Origin of the sequence: Desulfolithobacter dissulfuricans (assembly GCF_025998535.1) — a bacterium.
Taxonomy (GTDB): Bacteria; Desulfobacterota; Desulfobulbia; order Desulfobulbales; family Desulfobulbaceae; genus Desulfolithobacter; species Desulfolithobacter dissulfuricans.
The window spans coordinates 2,313,012-2,336,596 of the sequence record NZ_AP024233.1; the positions used below are offsets into that span (position 1 = coordinate 2,313,012).

Genomic DNA, 23,585 nt, shown 5'->3' on the forward strand with positions numbered 1-23,585 from the left:
ATACTGACCACCATGACAGAAGCAGCAACAACACGAACCATACGCATCGGCGCATCAACTATCGGTCTGATCGGCCTGGATGTGGCCCTCAACGAACTGGGCTCCAGGCAACTTACCCGGGAAGAGGCTGTGGACCACCTGTTTCAGGCCATCAAAAGAAAAAACTACATCCCGCCGGGCCGGGAAAAGGACTACCGGGAGGCCCTGGGCCGGGAATATCTGCGCTTCATCGGTGCTGGCGAGGGGATGGAAGAACAGGCCCTGGTGATACGTATCTTCGGTCCCGGTTGCGTGAGCTGCAACAGCCTGCAGACCCTGGTCATCGAAGTACTGAACCAGATGGGAGTGGCCGCCGACATCGAACAGATCCATGACCCGGACGAAATCGGCCGGGCCGGGATCACCAGGACTCCTGCCCTGATGATAAACGGTCAGGTCAAAAGCAGCGGCCTGCTGCCCACCCGATCCCAGGTGGAGCAGTGGTTCAGGGAGATATAAAATAATACCATGACCGACACAACCATCATCGCCTGGCTCGGCCAGATGGGGGTCCGGGAAGAGACCGCCATTCTCCTGGCCTACGTCATCATCGCCTGCGGCGTCCTGCTGATCACGGTCCTGGCCACCTGGCTCACCCGCCGCATCCTGGTGCGGATGGTCATCAAGATCATCCAGGAAACCGGGCCGTCCTGGGACGATGCCCTGGTCCACAACCAGGTGTTCCACAAGCTGTCCTGGTACGTGCCCATGGTGATCCTCTACCTGGCCCAGGACCTGCTGCTGGCCACCGGCCACATGGTGACCGATATCATCCGCCGGCTCATCATGGCCGGTTTTGTCATTGTCACCATTCGCTGCACCACCGCCACCCTGGGGGCGATCAACGACATTTACTCTTCCCTGCGGCGTAAACGGGGCTCCACCATCCGCGGCTATATAGATGCGGCCCGGATCGTCACCTACGTGCTCGGCTTCATCTTCCTGATCGCCATCCTCACCAACCGTTCCCCCTGGGGCCTGCTCTCTGTCCTCGGTGGTCTGACCGCCGTCACCATGCTGGTCTTCAAAGATTCCATCCTCGGCTTCGTGGCCTCCATCCAACTCACCGGCAACGACCTGGTGCGGGTCGGCGACTGGATAGAAAGCCCGGAGCACGGGGCAGACGGTGATGTAATCGACATCTCCATCCACGCCGTGCGGGTGCAGAACTGGGACAAGACCATCACCTCTATCCCCACCTACGCGCTGATCTCGAAATCGTTCAAGAACTGGCGCGGCATGCAGGAATCGGGCGGCCGACGGATCAAGCGCCAGATAAACATCGACATGACCTCGATCCGCTTCATCTCGGACCAGGAGTTGGAGGATTTCGCCAGGATCCAGCTGATCAGCGGGTATGTGCGCAACAAGCAAAAGGAAATCGAAGAGTACAACCAGGCCCACGGGGTGGACACCTCGGTGGTCATCAACGGCCGACGGCAGACAAATATCGGCATCTTCCGGGCCTATATCATCGCCTACCTGAAACAGCATCCCAAGATAAACCGCAACATGACCTTCCTTGTCCGCCACCTGCAGCCAGGGCCTGAAGGGTTGCCCATCCAGATCTACGTGTTCAGCAGCGACAAGGTCTGGGCCAACTACGAGGCCATCCAGGCCGACATCTTCGACCACCTGCTGGCCGCAGTGGAGCAGTTTGATCTGCGGGTGTTCCAAAACCCCAGCGGCTGGGATTTCCGGAGGCTTTGGGGGCGGGCAAGAACGAACTCGGAGGAAGACTAGCAGCTGGGTTGTGTATATACGGTTTACGTCCGTGAACGTACACGTGAACGTGTACGAGCACGAGCACGGGATGGTTCCCGCGATATACTTCCTTCCCGGGATACCATTGGTTTTGTGCTACGGAACTGGAAAGCACCCGGTACACGCCAAAACCCCTCGTTCCTCCGCTCCGCGGTGAACGATTCCATAATCCACGGTCACCGCTCCTGCGGTGGTATGACTGGTTGCTGTGTTGAATAAATCAACATAGCGGAGTCACCCCGCAGGAGCGGGGCCAGGGCTTTTCGCGTTCCACCTGGCTCTCCGATCAGTTGCGTGACACCGCAGAGCGGATGTCACGAGGTTCTTTTGAAATCCCGGATTCCCACTCTCCATCCGTGAACGTACACGTGATCGTGCTCGTACACGTGAACGAAAGGGAAGAAAGAAGTTCGTGGACGTGTACGTTAACGTTCACGAGCACGAGCACGTTCACGGGATGATTCCTGCGATGTACTGCCCAACCTGGGAGGCGGCAGGATGGCTCCGGGGTGGCATCTCGCCCGGCTGGTTCGCCCTTAACCTGGTCTTGGCGTCACCCCGCAGGAGCGGGGATATGACTTTTCCCGCTCCGCCGGCTTCCCGGTCAGTTGCGTGACACCGCAGGAGCGGATGTCACGAGGGTTTTTTGAATCCCGCCCCCCCTCGCTACATAAATCTCCCGCCAAGACCAGGTACTACCAACTCGTAACAGGTGGGTTCAGGAAAAAATCTTCGAAACTCAATCCTCCGTGCCCGATGAGCAGCGGCTTGGCTTCCGGGTACAACTGACAGAATTTTGCCAGGCCCTGTTTTTTTTGAGCCTTTCCAGATTTCACTTCAATGGCCCAGAGATCTCTTGGGGTCTCGAGGACAAAATCAACCTCATGTCCCCGGTGGCGCCAATAATAGAGGGTATAGGGAAGCCCGGCCAGCTGATTCAACAGGTATGCTCCCACTGCATTTTCCACCAGCCTTCCCCACCACGAAAAATCGGAGATGCCCTCTTCAAAAGAAACGCCTGTCACCGCGCTGATAAGGGCGTTGTTCCAGATGATTAATTTCGGACTGCTCCCTCTTTTTTTCAATTTCCCCCGTTTGAACAATTCAAGACCGGAAACAAGAAAAGCTGATTCAAGCAATTTCAGGTAATGGGACAATGTCGTGGTGTTTCCTGCATCCTGAAGCTGACCGAGCATTTTATTATACGACAGAATCTGTGCCGGAACACCGCAGGCAAGTAAAAAAAGATGCCGCAACAATGCCGGTTTGGCAACTGTCTGCAGTTGGAGGATATCTCTTGCCAGCACAGTCTCGATCAGGGAATCTGTTACATACGCACGCCAGGTTTCATATTGATCTATCAAGTCCGCTGTACCGGGATAGCCTCCATAAAAAATCCATTTTTCAAAATCCCAGCCAAAGGCATCTCTCATTTCGGAGTACTGCCAATGGGGACAGCGATAGAGAAAAAAACGACCTGTAAGACTTTCTGAAAGTCCCTTTTGCAATAAAAGAGAAGAGGATCCAAGCAAAAGTACCTGCAGCCCCACAGGATTTCTGCATTCCTCATCCCAGAGAAATTTGACGACCTCACTCCACCCCTGCACTTTCTGGATTTCATCAAGAATCAGAAGGACATCCTCACTGCCTTTCCTCTTCCGAGCCAGCCTGACAGCCCTGCCCCACTGGGCCTCAATCCATTCCGGCCCTGGCGGCAAAGGTAAATCAGCTGAGCCATTAATGACCTCCCCCTGCCATTTCTCAGCAATCTGTAACGCTGCCGTGGTTTTGCCAACCTGTCTTGGACCGGTGATAATGTGAAGGAGTTTTTTCTTTCTTCTCAGCCCCTGGAGAATCTCTGTCACAATTTTCCGTTCATATGTGTACCGCACAGGCTTAATCTCCCTCCCCTGGATCAACATCAGTGCAAAAATACTCACTCACTGAGTAATATTACTCGTCATGCAACTAAATCGCAAGTTTCGAAAGCGAACCAGCAGGGTGCAGAGCGTGGGAGAGAAAAAGAATGAAGGCTTAGCAGGCCGGAGGAAGACGAGCAGCTGGTTCGGGTATCTGGTCTACGTCCGTGAACGTTCACGTGAACGAGCATGAGCACGGGAATGGAGGCCAGCGTCACCCCGCAGGAGCGGGGATATGACTTTTCCCGCTCCGCCGGGTCCCCGGTCAATTGCGTGACACCGCAGGAGCGGATGTCACGAGGGTTTTTGGGTTTGGCCATCGTCCTGAGGAAGATAGCTGTTGTGCTGGATTATCCCTCTCCATCCGTGAACGTACACGTGCTCGTGCTCGTACACGTGAACGAGAGGGAAGAAAGGAATTCGTGGACGTTAACGTTTACGGGCACGAGCACGGGATGCTTCCCGCGATATACTTCCTTCCCGGGATACCATTGTTCTTGTACTACGGAGCTGGAAAGCTCTCGGTACACCCAAAACCCCTCGTTCCTCCGCTTCCATGAGAAGGCTTGTCAAGAAAAGTTCGACGTGGCGAACCATTTTTTTTATAAATCCCTGTAACGTCAGGCTTCCATTCGCATTCATATAAAGAGCTCAGCCATAAGCTCGATGCATCGTACAATCCGTCGTGGAAGCTGCAACCTCCGCGGCGGTCTTTGAATATGTCACTGGCTGATGACGGACCGAGCGGTGTCACGCAGTCTTCCGGACGGGACGTTTTTTTGAGGGAGATATTAAAAACTCTCAACTGCCTTTGGAAACAGAAGGAAAAACATCCTTTTTTCCCTTTGTTCACTCTCTGGTTCAACCGGGTTTTCTACGCAGCCTTTGCCAGGGGGCGAGATTGCGGTTTGTAAAAAGGGTCATATATCTCACCGTGCTGCCAGAGGCGATGCATGAGTACCGCCAGTTTTCTGGCTACGGCAACCACGGCACGACGCTTTGCGTTTTTACCTCCCCTGGCTGCCAGGCGAAGACCAAATCTTCGTAAATTGCAATCCTCTCCAAAAGGTCCCAGGATGTACTGGGCCGAACCGACCAGTAACCTCCGCAGATAGGGGTTGCCCGCTTTGGTTATCCGAAGCTGCCTGTCGGTTTCTCCTGACTGGTCGCGGCGGGGAGTCAGGCCAAGAAAACATCCAACCTGTCTACTTTTGCCAAATCGTGCCGGGTCTTCCACGATTAATAGAAAGGCCAGGGCCGTCAGAGGACCAACTCCTTTTATGGCCCGCAATAATTCGGTCTCCGGGTATCGCTCCGCACTGATACGCTCTATTTCCCTGTCAAATTCTTTGATCTGGGACGTAATCTGGCCGATAATTGTCAATACAGGCTCCAGAGCGCCACGTAAGTCTTCAGGAAGATGTTCATCTGCCTGCCGGTGAAAACTGTCTGCGCTGCATCCCGGCAGGCGATATCCCAGCGCCTTGACACTGCCACGAACATGGTTGATCAGGCTGGAGCGGTTCCTCACCAGGACATCCCTGGCCTGCAATATCTCCAGATCAATCTGGGCCTGTTCGCCCCTGTGGTTGACCGGATAGAGCAGATCAGGATCCATCCGGGCTATGCGGGCCAGCATTTCAGCGTCTCTGGTATCTGATTTATCGTTGCTGTCCCAGATGGCGCGTAATTTACGAGGGTTGCCAACCAAAACATGGCAGCCCAGCCTGGATAACAGCCTGCTGATCCAGGCCGAATGGGTACCGGCTTCAAGGGCAACAGTTGCCCCTTTATGGGGTGAGAAAAACTCACTCAACGCCTCTCTGGTATTAGTAACCGTATCTCGACGCACGATTCGGCCTGCATGATCAACAATACAGATAACATGATTTTTATCGCCAAGGTCCATTCCGATTGTTACATTGTGCATGGCTGGTTCTCCCAGGTTGTGCAGCATTCGACTGCGGTTATTCTTGAGCGTGTTTATAACACAGCTCGCGGGGAATCAGCCTTCTCATTTTACCTCCGCGGTGAACGATTCCATAATCAACGGTCACCGCTCCTGCGGTGCCCACTCCAACCTTGGATGTGGCAGGATGGCTCCGGGGTTGCATCTCACCGGGTGGTTCGCCCTTGACCAGGCTTTGGCGTCACCCCGCAGGAGCGGATGTCACGAGGTTTTCTGGGAGACAGGAGAAGGGGCGGGCCAGGAATCAGCAGGCAAAATCGGTGCCGTCCACGGGATGGGCGGTCATGGTCTCTTCCTTGCCTTCGCCGTAGATCCGCACTGTGGCCGGAGGCGTTTCGCCGTGTATTTTTTTGCCATACCGGACAACCAGGCCTGCGGCCAGGCGCAGAATTTCCTCTTCCTGTTCTGTGCCGGCCACGGTTTGTTCGGCCCGCCGCAGCAGGCCTGTAGGTCCGGGCCGGTCTTCCATCTTCAGCAGCCAGTCACCCGGCTCGTAAAGCTTCTTGATTCTCTCATTTTCCGCCTGTTTACGACCCAGAACCAGCCAGGTACCACCGGGGAGCAGGAACTGACGGCCCACCTGCAGCAACTTGATATCGCCGACCTCGATGCTCTCCCGGCCGGTAGCAAAATGGCCCTGGTAAAAACGTTCGATCCGGGCGCCGAGATTGGGATCAGTAAGAATGCACCCTCCGGCCGGGGCCGGATATTCGGTGATGCCGAATTCCCGCGCCAGGGCCATCTGGTCCTTGCGCCCGCGACCGGAAAAACCGTAGAGTTTTTCCCGATCCACCATCCCTTCCCGCTCCGGCCGGGTGGGATCCAGCCGTTTGGCGCACAGGGGCCGCAGGAGAATATCCTCGCATTTCGAGTCCCGTTCGATCACCCTCAGGGTATCGCGCCGCTGGGACATGGGCCGCTGACCCAGCACTTCACCGGTAAAGAGAAAGGACGCATCGTAACGGGGCATCAACTCCCGGGCCCGGGTGAGCATGAAGATCTTGCAGTCGATGCAGGGATTGAAATGCTTGCCATAGCCATGGGCCGGGTTGCGAAGCAGTTCGATATACCCTTCGCTCAAATCCACCAGCCGGACATCGACCCCGTGTTTTCTCATGACCTCGCGCTGGAACTCCTCTTCCCGCGTCAACAGGTCGTGATCAAAAAAGGGGGTGACAAATTTCAGGGCAATGACCCGGATCCCCTGGGCCGCGATTACCCGGCAGGCAAGAAGAGAATCGAGGCCCCCGGAATAGAGGCCAAGGGCTGTAATTTCAGACATAGATAGAGGTCAGTCAGTTAAGATTTAAATAAATAACGTTGCCCACAGAGAGGTAACCCGTGAACGTCCACGTGCTCGTGCTCGTACACGTGAACGAGAGTAAACAAAGGAATTCGTGTACGTGTACGTTAACGAGCACGAGCACGGCGCCCGCGATGTTGTCCCTTCGGATACCATCGCTTATGTGCTACGAAGCAGGCATCGAGACAGGGCAGGCACAGGGGCCTGCCTCTACGACGTTACCGCCTCATCCGGCCCGCTCGATCAGATCCCGGGCAAAGGCCATGGTCTGGTCTGTCAGCGAATTGCCGCCCAGCATCCGGGCAAGCTCCAGCACCCGGCTGTCCCCATCCAGCATCCGGATAGAGGTACTGGTCCGCCCCTCCAGCACCTGTTTCTCCACCAGGTAATGGGCCGTGGCATAGGCGGCGATCTGGGGCAGATGGGTAATACAGAACACCTGGTGATGCCCGGCCAGTTCACTGATCTTTCCGGCCACGGCCTCGGCAGCCTTGCCGCCGATTCCGGCATCCACCTCGTCGAAGACGACCGTCTCCACCTGATCCCGCCGGGCAAGCAGACATTTCATGGCCAGCATCAACCGGGACAGCTCACCGCCGGACACCACCTTGACCAGCGGCTTGGGTTCCTCACCGGGATTGGCGGAAAAAAGAAAGGTGACCTGGTCCTGACCGGTGGCCTGGATATTTTCGGCATCACTTTCCACCGCAGCGCTGAACAGTGCCTGGGGGAAACTCAGGGAAGAAAGCTCCCGCTCCATGGCCTTTTTCAAACTGGCCGCTGCCTTCTGCCGTTTCCTGGTCAGCTGCGCTGCCCTGGATCGCAGCTCAGAGGACAAAACCTCCAGCTCCTTTTCCAGCCGCGCAAGCTCCTGCTCCATGCTGTCCAGGGTCTGCAGCTCCTCCTCGGCCCGGACCGCGAACTCCAACACCTCTTCCAGGGTCGGCCCGTACTTGCGCTGCAGAGTCTTCAGGGCAGCCAGCCGACCGTTGATCTCCTCCAGCCGACCCGGATCCATGGGAATAGTGTCCCGGTAATCCCGCAGGGCCGATTCCAGGTCCTTGACCTCGTAACAGGCCGTGGTGATCCGCTCACTGAGCTCCCGGGCACTCTCGTCCAGCGAGGCCACCTGCTCCATGTTCTTTCGAATTTCGGCCAGGTGCTCGATCAGCCGCCCGTGCAGCAGCTCATGGCTTTTGGCCGCCAGGGTCGCCAGGGTGGTGGAGGACTTGAGCCGGTCCCGTTCCAGGGACAGCTCTTCATCCTCGCCCGGAGTCGGGTCCACTTCCTGGATCTCCCGCAGTTGAAAGGCGAGGAAATCCCGCCGCTGCTCCTTGTCCTGCTCTTTTTCCTGCAGGATCCGGAGACTGCGGGCCAGCTGCTGCCAGCGCGCATACAGGGAGGCAAATTCCTGCCGCTCCGGCCAGAGTTCACCAAAACTGTCGAGAAAATCCAGGTGCCGCCGGCTGCTGAGTAGTTCCTGATGATCGTGCTGACTGGCAATGGAGACCAGGTTGGTGGCCAGCCGACCGGCCAGCTTGGCAGTAACCAGGTGATCATTGACATACACCCTGCTGCGGCCGGTCCGGCTGAGTATCCGACGAATAATGCACTCACCGTCGTTTTCCAGCCCATGCTTCCGCAACAGTTCCAGGCTTTCCTGCTGCTCGGATCCCAGGAGAAAGCAGGCCTCGATAACCGCCCGGTCGCAGTTGCTCCGGATCCAGGTCGCACTTCCACGGCCGCCGGTGAGCAGATGCAGGGCCTGGAGGATGATGGACTTACCCGCCCCGGTCTCACCGGTGAAAACAATAAGCCCTGTGTCCTGGCCACTGAAATCCAGGTGCAGCGAATCGATCAGGGCGAGATTTTCTATGTGCAGTTCCTGCAGCATTTGTCTTTCCAGGGTCGACGTTGAAATGATGCCAGGGCATCTGAAAATCACGTTGTGGATTCATGCCGTAGGGGCAGGCCCCCGTGCCTGCCCCTACGGATACGACACAACAGCCCCCCTTCCTCAGGACGATCTCCAACCCAAAAAAACCTCGTGACATCCGCTCCTGCGGTGTCATGCGCATGCCCAAAGGGCCGACGGAGAGGCAAAAATCCTGTCCCCGCTCCCGCGGGGGTGACGCCAAAACCCGAGCAGGGGCGAACCACCCGGGTGAGTTGCAACCCCGGAACCATCCTGCCAGCTCCCAGGTTAGAGTGGGCACCGCAGGAGCGGTGACCGTGGTGATGAATCGTTCACCGCGGAGCGGAGGAACGAGGGGTTCTGCATGTACCGGGCGCTTTCCAGCTCCGTGGCACAAAAGCGATGGTATCCACTGAAGGGATCACATCGCAGGAACCAGCCCGTGAACGTGCTCGTGAACGTTAACGTACCCGTGCACGTACACGTACACGAATTCCTTTATTCTCTCTCGTTCACGTGTACGAGCACGGGCACGTGGACGGTCACGGACGCAAACCGGATACCCGAACCAGCCGCTCGTCTTCCCCCAAGACCTCGTGACATCCGCTCCTGCGGTGTCACGCGCATGCCCAAAGGGCCGACGGAGAGGCAAAAATCCTGTCCCCGCTCCCGCGGGGGTGACGCCAAAACCCGAGCAGGGGCGAACCACCCGGGTGAGTTGCAACCCCGGAACCATCCTGACGCCTCCCAGGTTAGAGTGGGCACCGCAGGAGCGGTGACCGTGGTGATGAATCGTTCACCGCGGAGCGGAGGAACGAGGGGTTCTGCGGGCATCGGACGCTCTCAGGCGGCCGACATCAGCGGACAAAGAACTTGACTCCGAAAAATGAACCCTGTATCTTCGTGATTATTCTTGTAAATTTTACACTGTATCCGGAGTGGCCCATGGGAGCGACCAAACGGCTCAGCGCCAGCCTTGAAGACTATATCGAAGCCATCTATCACATCACCTGCGAAAAACAGGAGGCCCGCGGCAAGGACATCGCAGCCCGCCTGGGAGTCAGCGGAGCCTCTGTGACCGAGGCGCTGCGCTCCCTGTCACAGAAAGGGCTCATCAACTACACCCCGTACGAGGCCATCACCATGACCGACCTGGGCCGGACAGTGGCTGAGGACGTGGTCCATCGGCACCAGGCCCTGAAAAAATTCTTCATCGATGTCCTGGCCATCGACCAGGAGATTGCCGAGGAAGGGGCCTGCAAGATAGAACATGCCGCTCCCCAGGAAATCATTGACCGGCTTGTCCAGTTTACCCGCTTCCTGGAGGTCTGCCCCCGGGGCGGCCGGGATCTCATCCAGGGATTCAGCGATTTCTTTGATAAAGGAGAAACCAGGATCGACTGCGAGCACTGCATATCGCAGTGCCTGGAGAATAAACCGAGAAAATCCTGATCAGCCCTTGAGCAGCCCGACGATCTCACCCTCTTCCGGAAACCGGTTCAAGGCTTTTTTGGAAAAAATCAGTTCGCCGTCCCGGCTGACCTCAAAGACGCCACCGGACCCGGCGATCAGCTCCACGTCAACATCAGGACCGAACACCTGCTTCAACTCGGCCTCCAGACTGGAGGCACGCGGTTTATAGTTTCATTTGGAGCAGTATTCAATGGTAACTTTCATTGCAAGCCCTCCTTTGAGCCATGGATCTACGATACACCTGTTTCGGCCAGGATGTTATATCATATCATAAACCATGGGAAAAGAGAGGAGTACCTGAATTGAACGTTTCATCACCCCGCAGAGCGGGGCATGGCCTGACGCCACTTCGTCGGCTACCCGGTCACCTGCGTGACACCGCAGAGCGGTGATCACGAGTTTTTCAAGGTAGCCTTTATTTGTTGCCTGCAGAAGCGTACTTTGAGCAGCCAGGTTTTTTCCACAGGCAGAGAGAAGAAGCAATGTTGTTATCCCTCATATCGGTGACAGCTGAGCTTTGGTAGTAATCACAAACAATTACAACTGGTTTTCTTTTAAAGTGTTGCAGGTAAGCGGAGACTCCGGATGGGTGAATCGCTCAATTCAGGGAGTATGTTTTCCGTTTCCATGCCCGGATCCTGCCGGTATACTGCAGTAGAAGGCCAGACTGGAAGACCAACCTCAGCCACTGCCAAGCCCCAGAGACTACACACATGCCTGTCTACGAATACACCGCGCTCAGCAGCAGCGGCAAGAAAACAAAAGGCATTATCGACGCCGACTCTGTCAGCGCGGCCCGGCAGAAGATAAAGAGCAGGGGCCAGTACCCGGTGGAGATCACCGAGACCACACCCCAGGCAGGAAAATCCGGCAGGACGTCCTTCCTGCACATCGAACTGGGGCAACGGGTGCGGCAGCAGGAGATCCACATCGCCACCCGCCAGCTGGCCACCCTGCTCGGCGCGGGCATCCCGCTGGTCCAGGCCTTGAACGGCCTCATCGAGCAGACCACCAACAAGAGCCTCAAAAAAATCATTGCCCAGATAAAGGACAGCGTCAACGAAGGCAACTCCCTGACCGCGGCCCTGTCCGAACATCCGCGCCTTTTCTCCCGGATCTACATCAACATGGTCCGGGCCGGCGAGGCCTCCGGCTCCCTGGATGTTGTGCTGGAACGGCTGGCCGAATTCGGTGAGAGCCAGCAGGCCCTCAAGGCCCGGATCAAGGCCGCTCTCACCTATCCCCTGTTCATGGCCGTGGTCGGTACCCTGGTCCTGTTTCTCCTCATCACCTTTATCGTCCCGAGCATCACCAAAGTCTTTGAAGGAACCAGCCAGGCCCTGCCCCTGCCGACGATTATCCTGATCAGCCTGAGCGGGTTTTTCAAAAACTACTGGTGGCTGCTCATCCTGCTCATTGTCGCCGCTGTCACCGCCATCCGCTTCTTCATCACCCGGCCCACCGGCCAGCAGCTCTGGGATCGGCTCAAGCTCACCCTGCCCCTGCTTGGCGACCTCAATATCAAGATCGCCTCGGCCCGCCTGGGCCGGACCCTGTCCAGCCTGCTGGAGTCCGGCGTCCCGCTGGTCACGGCCCTGCAGATCGTCAAGAACATCCTCAACAACACTATCCTCGCCGACACCATCGACGACGCGACCCGGGAACTGGAAAAAGGCCGCAGCCTCTCGCAGATCCTCAAAAAAAGCCCTTGGTTTCCTCCCATGCTGGTGCAGATGATCGGAGTCGGGGAGCAGAGCGGCGCCCTGGAGAAGATGCTGGGCAAGGTGGCGGACAACTACGAACGGGAGGTGGAGGCAAAAATTCTGACCATGACCTCGCTCATCGAACCGATCATGATCCTGGTCATGGGCGGGGTGGTGAGTTTCATCGTGGTTTCCATCCTCCTGCCCATCTTCGAGATGAACCAGCTGATCCGCTGAGGAACAGGCGGGTTACTGTCCTTGGACTGTTGCCCACTCAAAGCCGACAATATTGCGGCTCTCCTTGTCGAACTCCACCCCCAGCAGGTAGATCTCGCCCTGGCCACGGTACTTGTCCGCATATCTCTTTTCCCTGATCTGGGCCAGGGCACTGCCTGTTTTCGCCCCCTTGCTGACCACCTTGAATTCAAGGATATATATCTTGCCTTCGACAAACACGGTCATGTCGATACGGCCGACACTGGTACTGTCCTCGACAACCACGTCCAGGCCAAGGGCGGTGAAATAGCAGTAGAAGATAGAGGCGTAATACCCTTCATAGCCAGCCAGCTGATTCTTGCGGTACCAGTCGTGGGGGATGGAGGCGAAAAAGGAGTGAAAAATCTCCCGCAACTCTTCCAGGCGGCCCGCGGCCAGGGCCTCGTAAACCCGGTCTTTCAACAGTTCCCGATCCGACGCCCCGCTGCGTGACAGGACCTGCAAAAGGGTCTCTGTCAAGCTCATACGCACTTCCAGGTTTGGAAAACCCAACCTGTACGAGGTCCGACCGCCACGTTGTCGTCTTTCTTTGATGGTCAGGTAACCAGCCTGAAAGAGAAGGGCCTCGGGTTCAATATAGTTCACGTCAAAACTACCGAGGAGCTGTTCCCCTGCCAGCATCTGACCGAGCCGTGGCGCTGCAATCTGTTTCCGCAACAAAAGATTAATCAAAAACGTCGGATTGCCTGTTTCGAACCAGTAGGCGCGAAAATCCTTGTTCCGCAAAAACAGCAGCACATCAAACGGATTGTATACCAGATCGCCAAGCCAGTTGTAGCCATTGTACCAGCGCCGCAGCTCCTCCAGATCCACCCCCTCCAGGTATTCGGCAAAGACCTGTTCCACGTCCCGCTGGGTATAGCCGCAGATGGTGGCATACCGTTTGTCCAGGGTGATATCCTCCAGGTTGTTCAAGCCGCTGAAAAGCGACACTTTGCTGAACTTGGAAACACCGGCGAGAAAAACAAACCGCAACTGGGCATCACGGGCCTTGAGCACCGAATAAAGATTACGGAGTCCATCGCGCAGCTCTGTAGCCAGTTCGGGAGATTCCAGGTTATCCAGGATCGGTTTGTCATACTCGTCCACAAGCACCACAACACGCTCACCTACAGATTCGTGCAGGCGCAGGATAAGTTCATCCAGACAATCTCCAGGGTCGTTACGGGACAGGGTAATATTCCACTGGGACGCGTTCTCATCCAACTGCTGCCGGATCCGCTCTGCAAGCCGACCTGTACTCTGTATCACCCCACCGGCAAAATCAATGCGCACCACGGGATGGCGCCGGCTCCAGTCCCAGTGATTTTCCAGGTACAGCCCGGTAAACAGCTCCCGGCTGCCGGCAAACGCCTCGGCAATGGTGTCCAGCAGCAGAGACTTGCCAAAGCGCCGCGGACGGGAAAGAAAATAACTCTTCCCCTGATCGGCCAACCGGTAAATCAGCGGCGTCTTGTCCACATAGCAATAATTGTCAGACCGGATCTCGGCAAAGGTCTGAACTCCTATGGGAAGTTTCTTCATGACAGTCCTTGGGCTGTTGCCCACTCAAAGCCGACAATATTGCGGCTCTCCTTGTCGAACTCCACCCCCAGCAGGTAGATCTCGCCCTGGCCACGGTACTTGTCCGCATATCTCTTTTCCCTGATCTGGGCCAGGGCACTGCCTGTTTTCGCCCCCTTGCTGACCACCTTGAATTCAAGGATATATATCTTGCCTTCGACAAACACGGTCATGTCGATACGGCCGACACTGGTACTGTCCTCGACAACCACGTCCAGGCCAAGGGCGGTGAAATAGCAGTAGAAGATAGAGGCGTAATACCCTTCATAGCCAGCCAGCTGATTCTTGCGGTACCAGGTGGTGAGCGGAGCGAATGACCGGTCGTGGGGGATAGAGGCGAAAAAGGCGTGAAAGATATCCCGCATGACATCGCAGTCGCCGGCGGCCAGGGCCTGGTACAGGGCCATCTGGTAACGGGCTCTCTCTCCAGCCGATTTGGCCAATGCTGACAGAATCGTCCCGGTAAGGGCCCGTTTCACCTCCCGATTGGGATAGGTGAGCGTGTAGAAATACTCGTTACCCAGCCGGTGGCGTTCCTTAATGGTGAGATAGCCGGTCTGGAACAGAAGCGTCTCAAGCTCCAGACTCCCCACGTCAAAGCTACTCAACAACTCGTCGCTGGCCATCACCCGTTCCAGGTTGGGAACCGGGTAACGCCGTTCCTCGACGAGCCGCACCAGGAAGGACGGATTGCCGGTTTCAAACCAATAGTTACGGTACTCCTTTTCCTTGGCGAAAAACAGCAGCACATCAAACGGATTATACACCGGCTCGCCAAGCCAGTTGTAGCCATTGTACCAGCGCCGCAGCTCCTCCAGATCCACCCCCTCCAGGTATTCGGCAAAGACCTGCTCCACGTCCTGCTGGGTATAGCCGCAGATGGTGGCATACCGTTTGTCCAGGGTGAGATCCTCCAGATTGTTCAAGCCGCTGAAAAGCGATACCTTGCTGAACTTGGAAACTCCGGTGAGAAAAACAAACCGCAGCTGGGCATCATGGGCCTTGAGCACCGAATAAAGATTACGGAGTCCATCGCGCAGCTCTGTAGCCAGTTCGGGAGATTCCAGGTTATCCAGGATCGGTTTGTCATACTCGTCCACAAGCACCACAACACGCTCACCTGAAGTCTCATGCAGACGTTCAATCAGCTCTGACAAGACCAGATGAGCCAACCGTTGCTCCAGCTCGATACCAAAGCGCAGACCTTGCTGCCGCAGCATGGCAATAATTGTCTCATCCAGTTCTGCCCTGTTGCGCATCACCCCGCCGGCAAAATCGATACGCACCACCGGATACCGCCTGTCCCAGTCCCAGTGATTTTCCAGGTACAGCCCGGTAAACAGCTCCCGGCTGCCGGCAAACGCCTCGGCAATGGTGTCCAGCAGCAGAGACTTGCCAAAGCGCCGCGGACGGGAAAGAAAATAACTCTTCCCCTGATCGGCCAACCGGTAAATCAGCGGCGTCTTGTCCACATAGCAATAATTGTCAGACCGGATCTCGGCAAAGGTCTGAACTCCTATGGGAAGTTTCTTCATGACAGTCCTTGGGCTGTTGCCCACTCAAAGCCGACAATATTGCGGCTCTCCTTGTCGAACTCCACCCCCAGCAGGTAGATCTCGCCCTGGCCACGGTACTTGTCCGCATATCTCTTTTCCCTGATCTGGGCCAGGGCACTGCCTGTTTTCGCCCCCTTGCTGACCACCTTGAATTCAAGGATATATATCTTGCCTTCGACAAACACGGTCATGTCGATACGGCCGACACTGGTACTGTCCTCGACAACCACGTCCAGGCCAAGGGCGGTGAAATAGCAGTAGAAGATAGAGGCGTAATACCCTTCATAGCCAGCCAGCTGATTCTTGCGGTACCAGTCGTGGGGGATGGAGGCGAAAAAGGAGTGAAAAATCTCCCGCAACTCTTCCAGGCGGCCCGCGGCCAGGGCCTCGTAAACCCGGTCTTTCAACAGTTCCCGATCCGACGCCCCGCTGCGTGACAGGACCTGCAAAAGGGTCTCTGTCAAGCTCATACGCACTTCCAGGTTTGGAAAACCCAACCTGTACGAGGTCCGACCGCCACGTTGTCGTCTTTCTTTGATGGTCAGGTAACCAGCCTGAAAGAGAAGGGCCTCGGGTTCAATATAGTTCACGTCAAAACTACCGAGGAGCTGTTCCCCTGCCAGCATCTGACCGAGCCGTGGCGCTGCAATCTGTTTCCGCAACAAAAGATTAATCAAAAACGTCGGATTGCCTGTTTCGAACCAGTAGGCGCGAAAATCCTTGTTCCGCAAAAACAGCAGCACATCAAACGGATTGTATACCAGATCGCCAAGCCAGTTGTAGCCATTGTACCAGCGCCGCAACTCCTCGAGATCCACACCCCCCAGGTATTCGGCAAAAACCTGTTCCACGTCCCGCTGGGTATAGCCGCAGATGGTGGCATACCGTTTGTCCAGGGTGATATCCTCCAGGTTGTTCAAGCCGCTGAAAAGCGATACCTTGCTGAACTTGGAAACACCGGCGAGAAAAACAAACCGCAACTGGGCATCACGGGCCTTGAGCACCGAATAAAGATTACGGAGACCATCGCGCAGCTCTGTAGCCAGTTCGGGAGATTCCAGGTTATCCAGGATCGGCTTGTCATACTCGTCCACAAGCACCACAACACGCTCACCTGAAGTCTCATGCAGACGTTCAATCAGCTCTGACAAGACCAGGTGAGCCAACCGTTGCTCCAGCTCGATACCAAAGCGCAGACCTTGTTGCCGCAGCATGGCAATAATTGTCTCATCCAGTTCTGCCCTGTTGCGCATCACCCCGCCGGCAAAATCGATACGCACCACCGGATACCGCCTGTCCCAGTCCCAGTGATTTTCCAGGTACAGCCCGGTAAACAGCTCCCGGCTGCCGGCAAACGCCTCGGCAATGGTGTCCAGCAGCAGAGACTTGCCAAAGCGCCGCGGACGGGAAAGAAAATAACTCTTCCCCTGATCGGCCAACCGGTAAATCAGCGGCGTCTTGTCCACATAGCAATAATTGTCAGACCGGATCTCGGCAAAGGTCTGAACTCCTATGGGAAGTTTCTTCATGACAGTCCTTCTGCTGCTGTCCACTCAAAGCCGACAATATTGCGGTTCTCCTTGTCGAACTCCACCCCCAGCAGGTAGATCTCGCCCTGGCCACGGTACTTGTCCGCATACCTCTTTTCCCGGATCTGGGCCAGGGCACTCCCTGTTTCCGCACCCTTGTCCACCACCTTGAATTCAATGATATAGATCTTGCCCTCGATCCGTACTGTCATGTCGATGCGGCCCGCATTGGTGGTGTCCTCGGCAATCACGTCCAGGCCAAGGGCGGTGAAATAGCAGTAGAAAATTGAGGCATAATACCCTTCGTAGCCAGCCAGCTGGTTTTTTCTATACCAGTCATGGGGGATGGAGGCGAAAAAGGCGTGAAAGATATCCCGCATGACAGCGCAGTCGCCGGCGGCCAGGGCCTGGTACAGGGCCATCTGGTAACGGGCTCTCTCTCCAGCCGATTTGGCCAATGCTGACAGAATCGTCCCGGTAAGGGCCCGTTTCACCTCCCGATTGGGATAGGTGAGCGTGTAGAAATACTCGTTACCCAGCCGGTGGCGTTCCTTAATGGTGAGATAGCCGGTCTGGAACAGAAGCGTCTCAAGCTCCAGACTCCCCACGTCAAAGCTGCTCAACAACTCGTCGCTCGCCATCACCCGTTCCAGGTTGGGAACAGGGTAACGCCGCTCCTCAACAAGACGGACCAGAAAAGACGGGTTGCCGGTCTCAAACCAGTAGTTGCGATACTCCTTATCCTTGGCGAAAAACAGCAGCACATCAAACGGATTGTACACCGGTTCGCCAAGCCAGTTGTAGCCATTGTACCAGCGCCGCAGCTCCTCGAGATCCACCCCCTCCAGGTATTCGGCAAAGACCTCCTCCACATCCCTGTGGGTATAACCGCAGATGGTGGCATACCGTTTGTCCAGGGTGATATCCTCCAGGTTGTTCAAACCGCTGAAAAGCGATACCTTGCTGAATTTGGAAACTCCGGTGAGAAAGACAAACCGCAGCTGGGCGTCCCGGGCCTTGAGCACCGAGTAGAGGTTACGAAGGCCATCGCGAAGTTCTGTAGCCAACTCGGGAGATTCCAGGTTATCGAGAATCGGTTTGTCATATTCGTCGACCAGCACCACCACCCGCTCGCCGAGGGATTCGTGCAGGCGCAGGATAAGTTCATCCAGACAATCTCCAGGGTCGTTACGTGACAGGGTAATATTCCACTGGGACGCGTTCTCATCCAACTGCTGCCGGATCCGCTCTGCAAGCCGACCTGTACTCTGTATCACCCCACCGGCAAAATCGATACGCACCACCGGATACCGCCTGTCCCAGTCCCAGTGATTTTCCAGATACAGTCCGGTAAACAGCTCCCGGCTGCCGGCAAACGCCTCGGCAATGGTGTCCAGCAGCAGAGACTTGCCAAAGCGCCGCGGACGGGAAAGAAAATAACTCTTCCCCTGATCGGCCAACCGGTAAATCAGTGGCGTCTTGTCCACATAGCAATAATTGTCAGACCGGATCTCGGCAAAGGTCTGAACTCCTATGGGAAGTTTCTTCATGACAGCTCCATTGCGGACAGGCAAAACTGTAACAGACCATGTACAGGCCTGCAGTGTACCAATCGGAATAAGCCTTGGCGATAAAAAACACGAACCTGTTGCCGGACATGCCCTTGTCCAAGGTCCCGATCTAAAGCCGTGAACGTTCACGAGCACGAGCACGGGATGGTTCCAGCGATATACTTCCTTCCCGGGATACCATTGGTTCTTGTACTACGGAGCTGGAAAGCGCCCGCTACACGCCAAACCCCCTCGTTCCTCCGCTCCGCGGTGAACGATTCCATAATCCACGGTCACCGCTCCTGCGGTGCCCACTCTAACCTGGGAGGCGAAAGGATGGCTCCGGGGTTGCATCTCACCCTGGCAGGTCGCCCTTGGCCAGGCTTTGGCGTCACCCCGCAGGAGCGGGGCCAGGGCTTTTCGCGTTCCACTTGGTTTCCTGGTCAGTTGCGTGACACCGCAGGAGCGGATGTCACGAGGTTTTTTTGGGGTTGGCCATCGTCCTGGGGATGGTAGCTGTTGAACCGGTTCGTAGGGGTAGCCCCCTGTACCTGCCCTTGCCCCGGGGTCCCGATCTCCATCCGTGAACGTTCACGAGCACGGGATGGTTCCAGCGATGGAATTCCTACCGGAGATACCTACCGAAGCAAAAAGCCAAAGGCAGACTTGACCTCTTTCCCATGAACCAGCTGAGCCGCTGAAGTGGCGTTACTTGACCGAAGGAGTAATAATTTTTTTCAACCTGGAGACCATTCCCGGGCCGTGGGGAAACTGTTTTTCCAGCCAGCTCTGCCACTGATCGGCAAAGGCGTCAATCTGGTGATACTGTTCCCGGCTCAGGGTGACGTTTGGCGGCGGGGTGGACTCCGGCGGCCCGAGGGGCGAGGTGATGACGGTGATAACACGCCGGCTGTCCGAGACGTGATAGTAGGCACCAAGCCCCATGACCCAGTCATCCTTGATCTGGCCCCAGAAGGCGGCCCATTGCAGCAGGCCACCGGCACCGCTGCCGGAAGTGTAGAGGGAATAGGGAGGGTTGACAGGGTAGCCGATCTGTTCGAAGGAGGTCTGGTTGTTTTCCTGGAAAATAAGGACGATAACGGTACCGGCGTCGTTTTGCCAGAAGAACTGCTCCATGACCGTGGGCCCGACACGCATCTTTTGGGCCGGCAGCATGCGGAAGCCCGGTGGCACCACAATCCGCTGGCCAAAACCGAGCAGAATATGACCTTCGTGGACCTGGGCCAGGGCAGGCAATGACCCGCTGCCAGCTTGCGCCGCCACGTCCGGCCAGGCTGGCTCCCCAGCCTGCAGCTGCCGCCGCCAGCCTTTTGCCCTCATGCACTCTTCATACGCCCGGGCAGTATAGACCGGGTCAACACTCTTGCCTGTCTCGCTGTGCAGCTGGGCAATCTTCTCGCCAATCAGCCGGCATTCCCGCGAATCAAGACTAAAAGACGCCTGTGTGCCTCCTGGCTTCTGCCAGGATTCGGAACCGGCACATCCTGCCAGGAGAAAAAGAGCAAGAAGGAGTACAGGGTTTGCAAAGATGGTTTTTATGAATTCCATGTATCGTTGGAAGCACACTCTTTCAGATGAACAGCATTACTTTTCAATTATCTTTCCGTGCTCGTAACCCGTACCCGTGCTCGTGCTCGTACACGTTAACGTACACGTACACGATTTCCCTTTTCATTCGTTCACGAGCACGTGGACGAGCACGTTCACGTTCACGGAAATTCGCTGCTCCGTATATCGGCCTTGCCGACCCTGGACTCTCCACACTCCGTCGCCATTTGCTGTAAAAACCGATACCCAAACAACCTGCTCTTCAATTCTTCCTCATATCCTCCAGTGTCTCCCTGGTGTACTCGACCGACTGGTAGGGATCCATGGGATACAACCGGCTGGGTTGGCGGACCGTCTGGCCGGGATCCCTCGTGAAGGTGGAGAAGGTATAATAGATATTTCCCCTTCGGTCGCGGTCACTGAAGATGGAGAAGGGAATGCGGATGAACACGCCCTTTTCACTGGCATCTCTGTTATCCGGGTTTATAAAATCACTGGTATCTGTTTTGGTCAGCCAGGCGCCGATGGTGAAGTATTTGAAACTGCGCCGCAGTTCCAGGCGAAAGCCCATATCGCCAGCGAGAAATTTACCTATCTTCAACCCGGCCTCGATGCCCTGGTCCGGCCAGAGCAACCCATATAAGTTGAGAAAGTGGGAATCATAGGTCTTGGTAATGGTATCGCTCAGCTTGAAATTATTTTCCGGATCCCGCTTCCACACCGCCTCGCTCTCGAAACCGAGACCGAAACGACCATCATCGAACAGACGAAAGACCTCGGCCCCGAACCCGGCGTATTCACTCTCGAAAAGACCAACGGAAAAACGCCCCAGGACATTGAAAGGCAGGGAGGCATGCTGGTCAAAGGCCAGCACTGAAATGCGTGGCCGGGATTCACGTTCATAAAGGACCACGTCGGTCCGGGTCGGCTCGGGTTCAAGGGGAGCGAACAGGACTTCGTCAAATTCATTGAGCAGGGTAAATTCCAGCTCACCGTAGAATGTCCCGTTTTTCCAGGGATTCACCGAGGCCCTGGGCCGGAGGAAGATCTTGTTCTTGAAAAACCCCTCCTTGTTGTTCAGAAAGGTTCGCACCTTCAGGTCGACGCTGTAGTCAAACAGGCTGTCCGGGACGCGGTAGCTGCCGATTTCCTCCTCGCCGGTGAAAAAGGCCTGCTGCTGACGGCGGTTGTACAGGGAAAGATCGGCAAAGGTGAGAAAGGCTTCCTTGTCCAGCCGGCCATCCAGGAAGGCCCGCAACTCCTGGCGGCTGGCCCGGAGACATTGCCGCACCTGGCCCAGGTACACCAGGTTCAGATACACGGTGGTGATCCGTTCCGGGGCAATACCATCGACTACCCGGGCAACCCGGCCCAGGGCCTTGGCATGGGAGAGATATTTACTGTTGTTGAATTCTATCCAGATGGCATGATCCCTAACCGCGGTTTCCACGCCGGTAAAACCGTCATTGCGTACTTCCCTGGCGAGCAGGGCTGCCAACTGACGATTATCCGCCTCATACGCCTGCCACCGTTTCTTTTCCGTGGCCAGGTAGGGCGCCTCTTTTTTCCAGGGCAAAAGCCCTTCCGGATCCAGGGGAAAATCGCCGGACAGGCCAAGGCTCCATTCCTGACCGCGCATGAAGCCACCCTGGAGATACACATGGTTGCCCAACCGGTACTTGAGCCCCAGGTTCACGGGCCAGCGGGCCGCCTGCGGAGAGCCGAACATGTCCTCGTATTTCAATGAGGAATATTCCGCCGACAGGGTCAGGTCCGGGGAATAATGGTACTCGATGCCGCCAAAAAGGCTGGTCTGGCGAAACGGGCTGGAAAGGAGAAAGGTGGTGTCAAACGTTTCGCCCTGGCGTTGCCGGGCAATGTTGTCCAGGGACTCGCCACCCAAGAGCCCCTGGCCAAGACCCAGGGTCAGGTCCAGGTTGCCAAACATCTTGGAGGCGACAAGATAGCGGGAAGGAAAAAGGGAGGTACCGATGGGGTCATAGGCCCCGACAGCTACCTGGGGCCAGAGAGAACTTTCCTGTAAAAGGACCAGCCGGGCACCGGCATTACGATCCTTATGATAGCCATAACCATAACCTGGGAAGGCTATGACAGAAGACGTCTCAGTAAACTGCCCATGAAACTCCAGCCGGTCAAAGACACCCAGGGCAACGCCGTAATAGCGGTAGGGCTCGGCCTTGCCATACTTGAAGCGAACAGACCAGTCCGGCAGGATCCGGGCCGTGGGCATATCCCAGATCCCGGTAAAGGACTGGAGCGAGGCAAGGGGCCTGGCCTTGGTGACCGCACGAGCCGGGACAGCAAGGATGGCAGCAAAACAGGACAGGAGAACAGGCAACAGGACCAGCAAACGCCCCATCAACTGCATGGCAACAAATCCTGTCGGCTCACTCCTCTCCACCAGGAGTCTCTTTCTGCTTGATATTGCGAAGAGCGTTACGGAAAAACACCAGCAGGACAGCCATAAAACCGGAAACAAAGAAAGCAAGGGCGACGATCAATGCTTTTTTCGGCTTGAACGGCTGTTCCGGCACAAAGGGCGCATCAAGGACCTTGAAGGTCTCCAGCTGCTTGGCCTCGGTTATCTTGGCCAGTTCCAACTGCTTGCGCAGCTCGGTGTACACGGCCTGGGAGGCCAGGCGCTCCCGGGTGATCTTGGACAGGGTGAGTTGCTCGCTGGGCACCTGGCGTTCCCAGTATTCCAGCTCCCTGGTGGCCTCGGCAAGCTGCTGCTCGACGAACTCCCGCTCCCGCCGGGCATCGGAGACGTATTCATTGTCCAGGAAAAAATTCAGTTCCCCTATCACCCGCTCCAGCATCTGGCCACAAAAGCCGGGATCCTCACCCACCCAGGCAAGATTGATCAGTTCTGTTTTCTTATCCTGGTTGACAGTAAAAAAATTATCCAGCACCTCCCCCTGTAACGCCTTTATCACCGTGGGTTGATCCTCCGGCTCCTCCACCATCCAGCTCCGGGTCTCGGGATCCCAGATATCTTTATAGAGAACCGGCAGGAGATCATACTTTTTGATAAGCCGTTCCTTCAAGGTCCGGCTCTGGAGAAACGACATGATATTACTCGAACCCTGGCCGGGCAGGGCAATGGGCAGGGGTAGGTTGCCGATCAGCCCGCTCAGGCTGCTGGCCGCGGACTGATCCTGCTGGTTGGGGATCAGGGTGGCGGACGACTTGTATTCCTCCGGCAGGACATAGATGCTCACCAGCCCGGCAGCCAGGGTACAGGACAGGGAAAAAAACAGGATAAACCATTTTCCGGCCCAGAGGATGCGCCAGAGTTCGATCAGATCTATTTCATCTTCCTGCACCCCTTCCATGGGAAAGGGAGGGTAGGCATAAATTATCTCTTTTTCTTTAGGTGCTTCTGACATTATCTCTTCTGAACCCTTTCGACAAAAACAAGCGACGGGATCGCGGG

General features: G+C 56.3%; 16 protein-coding genes. 4 read left to right on the forward strand and 12 right to left on the reverse strand.

Translation table 11 applies throughout. The features are described 5' to 3' along the window. Window positions 1–12 precede the first annotated feature (12 nt). Together GF1_RS10270 and GF1_RS10275 are read left to right on the forward strand one after the other, a co-directional pair. Window positions 13–498: a thioredoxin family protein gene (locus GF1_RS10270; RefSeq protein ID WP_267926460.1), complete on the forward strand. Its 486-nt coding sequence runs from the start codon at window positions 13–15 to the stop codon at window positions 496–498. 9 nt (window positions 499–507) lie between these two features. Then, the gene (locus GF1_RS10275) at window positions 508–1,782 is read left to right on the forward strand and encodes a mechanosensitive ion channel family protein (RefSeq protein WP_267926461.1); all 1,275 of its coding nucleotides are present in this window, start codon (window positions 508–510) and stop codon (window positions 1,780–1,782) included. A 716-nt stretch (window positions 1,783–2,498) separates the two neighbouring features. On the opposite strand, the gene GF1_RS10280 is transcribed toward GF1_RS10275, so the two are convergent. The 4 genes from GF1_RS10280 to recN all read right to left on the reverse strand — a co-directional run bounded on the left by GF1_RS10280 (window position 2,499) and on the right by recN (window position 8,888). Beyond that, on the reverse strand, window positions 2,499–3,668 hold the full coding sequence (locus tag GF1_RS10280; RefSeq protein ID WP_267926463.1) for an ATP-binding protein: 1,170 nt from the start codon (window positions 3,666–3,668) through the stop codon (window positions 2,499–2,501). A 928-nt stretch (window positions 3,669–4,596) separates the two neighbouring features. Beyond that, a complete protein-coding gene (locus GF1_RS10285; RefSeq protein ID WP_267926464.1) occupies window positions 4,597–5,652 on the reverse strand; it encodes an IS110 family RNA-guided transposase in 1,056 nt (351 codons plus the stop codon). A gap of 283 nt (window positions 5,653–5,935) precedes the next feature. Beyond that, complete coding sequence (locus GF1_RS10290) at window positions 5,936–6,973, reverse strand: thiamine biosynthesis protein (protein WP_267926465.1); 1,038 nt, start codon at window positions 6,971–6,973, stop codon at window positions 5,936–5,938. A 247-nt stretch (window positions 6,974–7,220) separates the two neighbouring features. Beyond that, entirely contained in the window at window positions 7,221–8,888 is a 1,668-nt protein-coding gene (recN, locus tag GF1_RS10295; RefSeq protein WP_267926466.1) for a DNA repair protein RecN, read from the reverse strand. 966 nt (window positions 8,889–9,854) lie between these two features. Between recN and GF1_RS10300 the strand changes: the two genes are divergently transcribed. Then, window positions 9,855–10,361, forward strand: a complete 507-nt coding sequence (locus GF1_RS10300) for a metal-dependent transcriptional regulator (RefSeq protein ID WP_267926467.1) — start codon at window positions 9,855–9,857, stop codon at window positions 10,359–10,361. Here GF1_RS10300 and GF1_RS10305 read toward each other — a convergent pair whose 3' ends face one another. After that, window positions 10,362–10,586: a SelT/SelW/SelH family (seleno)protein gene (locus tag GF1_RS10305; RefSeq protein WP_326491547.1), complete on the reverse strand. Its 225-nt coding sequence runs from the start codon at window positions 10,584–10,586 to the stop codon at window positions 10,362–10,364. 509 nt (window positions 10,587–11,095) lie between these two features. On the opposite strand from GF1_RS10305, the gene gspF reads away from it, so the two are divergent. Beyond that, window positions 11,096–12,322, forward strand: coding sequence for a type II secretion system inner membrane protein GspF (gene gspF, locus GF1_RS10310; RefSeq protein ID WP_267926468.1), 1,227 nt, complete (start codon window positions 11,096–11,098; stop codon window positions 12,320–12,322). 12 nt (window positions 12,323–12,334) lie between these two features. On the opposite strand, the gene GF1_RS10315 is transcribed toward gspF, so the two are convergent. The 7 genes from GF1_RS10315 to GF1_RS10345 form a co-directional block, all read right to left on the reverse strand. Continuing rightward, window positions 12,335–13,885: an ATP-binding protein gene (locus GF1_RS10315; protein WP_267926469.1), complete on the reverse strand. Its 1,551-nt coding sequence runs from the start codon at window positions 13,883–13,885 to the stop codon at window positions 12,335–12,337. Continuing rightward, window positions 13,882–15,459, reverse strand: coding sequence for an ATP-binding protein (locus GF1_RS10320; protein WP_267926470.1), 1,578 nt, complete (start codon window positions 15,457–15,459; stop codon window positions 13,882–13,884). The genes GF1_RS10315 and GF1_RS10320 overlap by 4 nt, the downstream gene beginning before the upstream one ends. Then, window positions 15,456–17,009, reverse strand: coding sequence for an ATP-binding protein (locus GF1_RS10325; RefSeq protein WP_267926471.1), 1,554 nt, complete (start codon window positions 17,007–17,009; stop codon window positions 15,456–15,458). The genes GF1_RS10320 and GF1_RS10325 overlap by 4 nt, the downstream gene beginning before the upstream one ends. After that, window positions 17,006–18,559, reverse strand: coding sequence for an ATP-binding protein (locus tag GF1_RS10330; protein ID WP_267926472.1), 1,554 nt, complete (start codon window positions 18,557–18,559; stop codon window positions 17,006–17,008). Before GF1_RS10330 ends, GF1_RS10325 begins: the two co-directional genes overlap by 4 nt. A gap of 708 nt (window positions 18,560–19,267) precedes the next feature. Further along, on the reverse strand, window positions 19,268–20,128 hold the full coding sequence (locus GF1_RS10335) for a hypothetical protein (RefSeq protein ID WP_267926473.1): 861 nt from the start codon (window positions 20,126–20,128) through the stop codon (window positions 19,268–19,270). Between the two features lie 262 nt (window positions 20,129–20,390). Continuing rightward, the gene (locus tag GF1_RS10340; protein WP_267926474.1) at window positions 20,391–22,550 is read right to left on the reverse strand and encodes a YjbH domain-containing protein; all 2,160 of its coding nucleotides are present in this window, start codon (window positions 22,548–22,550) and stop codon (window positions 20,391–20,393) included. Further along, window positions 22,537–23,538 carry a Wzz/FepE/Etk N-terminal domain-containing protein gene (locus tag GF1_RS10345; protein WP_267926475.1) on the reverse strand — a complete coding sequence of 334 codons (1,002 nt, stop codon included), beginning with the start codon at window positions 23,536–23,538 and terminating at the stop codon, window positions 22,537–22,539. The genes GF1_RS10340 and GF1_RS10345 overlap by 14 nt, the downstream gene beginning before the upstream one ends. Window positions 23,539–23,585: the final 47 nt, after the last annotated feature.